Origin of the sequence: Aestuariivirga sp. (assembly GCF_041738905.1) — a bacterium.
Taxonomy (GTDB): domain Bacteria; phylum Pseudomonadota; class Alphaproteobacteria; order Rhizobiales; family Aestuariivirgaceae; genus Aestuariivirga.
On record NZ_JBGSOZ010000087.1, the window covers coordinates 1 to 4758 of the forward strand.

Consider the following 4758-nt stretch of genomic DNA (forward strand, 5'->3'; position numbering starts at 1 on the left):
ATCGACGAGGCGGGCCGCGGGCCCTGGGCGGGACCGGTGGTCGCCGCAGCGGTTGTGCTCGATCCGGGATTCATCCCATCCGGCCTCAATGATTCGAAGAAACTCACGGAGGCCCAACGCGAAGCCCTGTTCGATCCCATCATGCAGACGGCGCGGGTGGGCATCGGAATCGCCGAGGCCGGGCGCATAGACCGCGACAACATCCTGCAGGCAACGTTCTGGGCGATGACACAGGCGCTGGCGCAGATCGAAGTCGTGTCCTTCGCGCTCATCGACGGCAACCGTGCGCCACGCCTGCCCTGCGGAGTGCAGACAGTGATCGGCGGCGATGCCCTGTCGCTCTCGATTGCGGCGGCGTCGATCATCGCCAAAGTCACGCGCGACCGGATCATGGTGGCGCATGATTCGACTTATCCCGAATATGGCTTCGCACGGCACAAGGGATATGGCACCGCTTTCCACCAGTCGGCTCTCACGCGCTTCGGCCCCACGCCTTTGCACCGGAAAAGCTTCAAGCCCGTTGCGGCATTTTTCGCGCGTTAACCATCAAACCCGAAACCGATTCACCCCGGACTCCGCACGATTCATGATGCCGATTCTTGAGTCAGTTGCGTTTGCGTACAGGGGTGTCGGATGGGGTATCAGACACGGCCGGACATCCGGCCGTTGCATAATCGGATTCTCGTCGGCGACTGCCTGACGGAACTGAAAAAAATTCCGAGCGCGTCGGTCGATCTCGTTTTCGCCGATCCGCCCTACAATCTGCAGCTCGCGGGAAATCTCACGCGGCCCGACCAGAGCAAGGTCGATGCGGTGGACGATCACTGGGACCAGTTCGAGAGTTTCGAAGCCTATGACCGCTTCACCAAGGGCTGGCTGGCGGAATGCCGCCGCATCCTGAAACCGACGGGTGCCTTGTGGGTGATCGGCTCGTATCACAACATCTTCCGCGTCGGCTCGATCCTCCAGGATCTAGGATTCTGGATCCTGAACGACGTCGTCTGGCGGAAGACCAACCCGATGCCGAATTTCCGCGGCCGGCGCTTCACCAATGCGCATGAAACGCTGATCTGGGCGGCGCGCGATGCCAAGACCAAATACACCTTCCATTATGAAGCGATGAAGGTGTTCAACGACGATTTGCAGATGCGTTCGGACTGGACGCTGCCGCTGTGCACCGGCGGCGAACGCTTGAAAAATGATTCAGGCGACAAACTTCATCCTACTCAAAAGCCGGAGGCTCTCTTGCATCGCGTCATGCTGTCCACCACCAACCCCGGAGACGTGGTGCTCGATCCCTTCTTTGGAACTGGAACAACGGGTGCAACGGCCAAGCAGCTTGGCCGCATCTTCATCGGCATCGAGCGCGAAGAAGAATACGCCGAGGCTGCGCTGGCCCGTATCGACGCCACAGAACAGCTTTCGACGGAAGCGCTGAAGGTGACGACCGCCAAGCGCGCGGAGCCCCGCGTGGCTTTCGGCCAGCTTCTGGAGCGTGGGCTCGTGAAAGCCGGCGACACGCTGTTCGACCCGACCAACCGCATCGCCGCGCGCATCCGCGCCGATGGCTCGATCGCCTGCAAGGACGCGAGCGGATCGATCCACAAGATCGGCGCCCATGTGCAAGGGGCGGAAGCCTGCAACGGCTGGACCTTCTGGCATGTTTGGAAGGGCCCGAACCTCGTTCCCATCGACATGCTGCGTCAGCAGGTGCGCTCGGAACTGGGGGCTGCTGCGTAAGCGAGGAGAGTTGCCGCGCGGGCGTATGGGGTTTAATCCTTCGGAGAACGAAGGAGCCCCAGATGCAAGCCCGCCAGAAGACCTCATTCCTGTTCGATCTCGACGGAACGCTCGTCGACAGTGTCTATGACCATGTTCTTGCGTGGCACGACGCGCTGCAGGAAGAGGGGATCGAGGTGTCGATCTGGCGGCTCCACCGCAAGATCGGCATGTCCGGCGGCCTCTTCACCAAGGCGCTGGCCCGCGAGACCGGCAAGGAATTCGGCGCGGAAGTGCTCGAGCGGCTGAGCCGGCTTCACGCCAAGTATTATGGCCAGCGCTCGCCCCGCACCATGCCGCTTCCCGGCGCGCGGGAACTTCTGGCCTTCCTCACCGAGAATGACATTCCCTGGGCCATCGCCACGTCCGGCCGCATCGAGACGGCGGGGCCCGTCCTGAAAATCCTCGGCGTCGACCCGGCAAAGAACATCGTCATCACCCGCGACCTCGTGCGCTATGCCAAGCCTGACCCGGACCTGTTCCTCGCCGCCGCCGAGAAGCTCGGCGTCGACATCCAGAATTCCTGCGTGGTGGGCGATTCGATCTGGGACATGCTCGCGGCCCAGCGCGCGCGTGGCTTAGGCATCGGCCTTCTCTCTGGCGGCTACGGCACCGAAGAGCTCGAACGTGCCGGCGCTTACCGTGTCTACGAGGACCCCGCAGACATGCTGGCCCACATCGACGAAGTGGGCGGGCGGCGATAGGAGTTTCCATCATGAAGACCATCGTTCCGCCGCGCGAGGGCCGCGCGGTTCGTGTCGCCAAGGGCCAGACCATCCGCATCACCACGCCAAAGGGCGCGCAGGCGGCGGATTTCTTTGCCTACATTGCGCAAAGTCCGGCTGAATGGCTTTCGGCCAACCATACCTGGGTGACGACGTTCAACGTGAAGCCACGCCAGGGCGACACGCTGATTTCGCGGTTCCGCCGGCCGATGCTGAAGTTCACGCGCGACGGGGCGAATGGCGTCCATGACATGATGATCGCCGCCTGCGACCAGTTCCGCTACGAGTTCTTCGGCCACAAGGGACCGCATGCGAGCTGTTCGAAAAACCTCTGCGTGGCGATGCGGCGCGAGGGCCATCAGGTCGACGTCATTCCGCAGCCCGTCAATTTCTTCACCTGCACCACGGTCGAGACGGATGGTTCATTCAAGTCGCCGCCCAACCCCGTGGCGCCCGGCGCCTTCGTGGAGCTGGAAGCGCTGATGGATCTCATCTGCGTCGTCTCGTCGTGCCCCTTCGACCTCGCCGTCGACGGATGGACGATCAATGCGGGCGGCGGGCCGACCGAGCTTGAAGTGGATGTGGTCTAGCCCGCATTTGCCGGATAGAGCACTGATTTCTGGCAGCATGGCGCCAATTCAGGTATATTTGTCAGTAGTTTAATCTGATCAGCACGAGGCCACCATGTCGAACTCAATGAGTGAATCGAATGATGGCACTCTCAGGCTCGATTTCGACCGCCGCCTGAAGCTTGAGTTCCATGGCTCGCGGATAACTTCCGACGCTGGTCTGCTTGCGTATCGTGAACTTGACGACACCCTCGGCCTCAGCGCGTTGGCTGGTGAAGCCTCCGTTGTATGTCCTTGAGCTTTGATGCGAGCGCGCGGTTCACAGTCATACCGGGTTTCCCCATTTAGGTTTTCTTCCGCATTGGCCGGGGCGCGTTTCCACCAAGGACATGCGCCACGATCTTGCGCATGACGGTGGGAAGTGCTTCGCCGGGAAGATCGCCTTGTGCCGTCCAGCGGTAGTCGCCGTCATCCAGCAACTCGCCGGTCGAAACCGATCCGGCTTTCAGCACTTCAAGTTCGAGGTGGAAATGCGTGAAGGTGTGCTCGACGAGGCCGGGCAGCGCGCTCCAGTCCGCCGCAAGCGGTGCATCGGTCTCTGGTCTGTCCGGCTTCTCGCCCCAGGCCGTCGAAGGCACTTCCATCATTCCGCCAAGCAGCCCCTTCTCCGGCCGCCGCCGCAGAAGAATTGCACCGTCCTCACGCTCGATCCAGAAAGCCGTGCCGCGCCGCACCGGTACCGCTTTCTTCGGCTTCTTGCGCGGCAGCGTGGGGGACAGGCCGGACTTGCGGCCCTCGCAATGCTCCGCCCACGGACAAATGAGGCAGTTGGGAGATTTTGGCGTGCAGATGGTGGCGCCCAGGTCCATCATCGCCTGCGCGAAATCCCCTGACCGCTGCAAAGGCACCAAGGCTTCCGCCCTCGCCCTGATCTCGGGCTTCGAGTCCGGCAGCGGCGTTTCGATGCAATAGACACGGCTGATCACGCGCTCGACGTTGCCATCGACTGCAGCATGGGGCTTGCCGAAGGCGATCGCCGCAATGGCGCCCGCCGTATAGGCCCCGATGCCCGGAAGACTGCGCAACTCCTCCTCGGTTTCGGGGAAACGCCCACCGAAACGCGATGCGACCTCCTTTGCGCAGGCATGAAGATTGCGGGCGCGGGCATAATAGCCGAGCCCCGCCCAGGCCTTCAGCACATCGTCCAGTGGCGCGGCTGCGAGCGCCTCCACCGTGGGCCAGAGCGTCACGAATTTCTCGAAGTAGGCCTTCACCGCCTGCACGGTCGTCTGCTGCAGCATGATCTCGGAGAGCCACACGCGGTAGGGATCGGCCAGTTCGCCCGGCCGCGACCGCCATGGCAGCACCCGGGCATGCACATCGTACCAATCAAGAAGTTGTGAGGCGAGACCGGGACTTGGCCCTTGTTTGGCCATGCTGCTGCGCAACGAAACGACTCCTGTTATAGCCAGACGATATAGGCCGCCAGCCGGACCCGACAATGGAAACCCTGACCAAGCACTTCCGCGAGATTACCCGTGCCGCCTTCGCACGCTATGGCTTCGGCCAGGGCGATGTCGTCTCGCATTGGGCTGAGATCGTGGGGGACGACCTTGCCGCCGTCTCCGCACCCGAGCGCATCCGCTGGCCCAGGGGTGCTGCGGAAGAGGCCCGGGCGGGCGGCG

General features: G+C 62.7%; 5 protein-coding genes and 2 pseudogenes. 6 read left to right on the forward strand and 1 reads right to left on the reverse strand.

Annotated elements, in window-relative coordinates; translation table 11 throughout:
• The 5 genes and pseudogenes from ACEW8Q_RS07610 to ACEW8Q_RS07630 all read left to right on the forward strand — a co-directional run.
• Positions 1 to 543: ribonuclease HII (locus ACEW8Q_RS07610; RefSeq protein WP_373503454.1), on the forward strand; the 543-nt coding region annotated here is incomplete at its 5' end.
• Between the two features lie 90 nt (positions 544 to 633).
• The gene (locus ACEW8Q_RS07615; protein ID WP_373503455.1) at positions 634 to 1740 is read left to right on the forward strand and encodes a site-specific DNA-methyltransferase; all 1107 of its coding nucleotides are present in this window, start codon (positions 634 to 636) and stop codon (positions 1738 to 1740) included.
• A 62-nt stretch (positions 1741 to 1802) separates the two neighbouring features.
• A complete protein-coding gene (locus tag ACEW8Q_RS07620) occupies positions 1803 to 2483 on the forward strand; it encodes an HAD family hydrolase (RefSeq protein ID WP_373503456.1) in 681 nt (226 codons plus the stop codon).
• A gap of 11 nt (positions 2484 to 2494) precedes the next feature.
• The gene (locus ACEW8Q_RS07625; RefSeq protein WP_373503457.1) at positions 2495 to 3094 is read left to right on the forward strand and encodes a DUF1989 domain-containing protein; all 600 of its coding nucleotides are present in this window, start codon (positions 2495 to 2497) and stop codon (positions 3092 to 3094) included.
• A 94-nt stretch (positions 3095 to 3188) separates the two neighbouring features.
• Positions 3189 to 3353 (forward strand): annotated as a pseudogene (locus ACEW8Q_RS07630) (IS1380 family transposase); the annotation flags it as partial.
• 64 nt (positions 3354 to 3417) lie between these two features.
• On the opposite strand, the gene mutY reads toward ACEW8Q_RS07630, so the two are convergent.
• Positions 3418 to 4509, reverse strand: a complete 1092-nt coding sequence (gene mutY, locus ACEW8Q_RS07635) for an A/G-specific adenine glycosylase (RefSeq protein WP_373503458.1) — start codon at positions 4507 to 4509, stop codon at positions 3418 to 3420.
• Positions 4510 to 4574: 65 nt separating this feature from the next.
• Between mutY and ACEW8Q_RS07640 the strand changes: the two are divergent.
• Positions 4575 to 4758 (forward strand): annotated as a pseudogene (locus ACEW8Q_RS07640) (hypothetical protein); the annotation flags it as partial.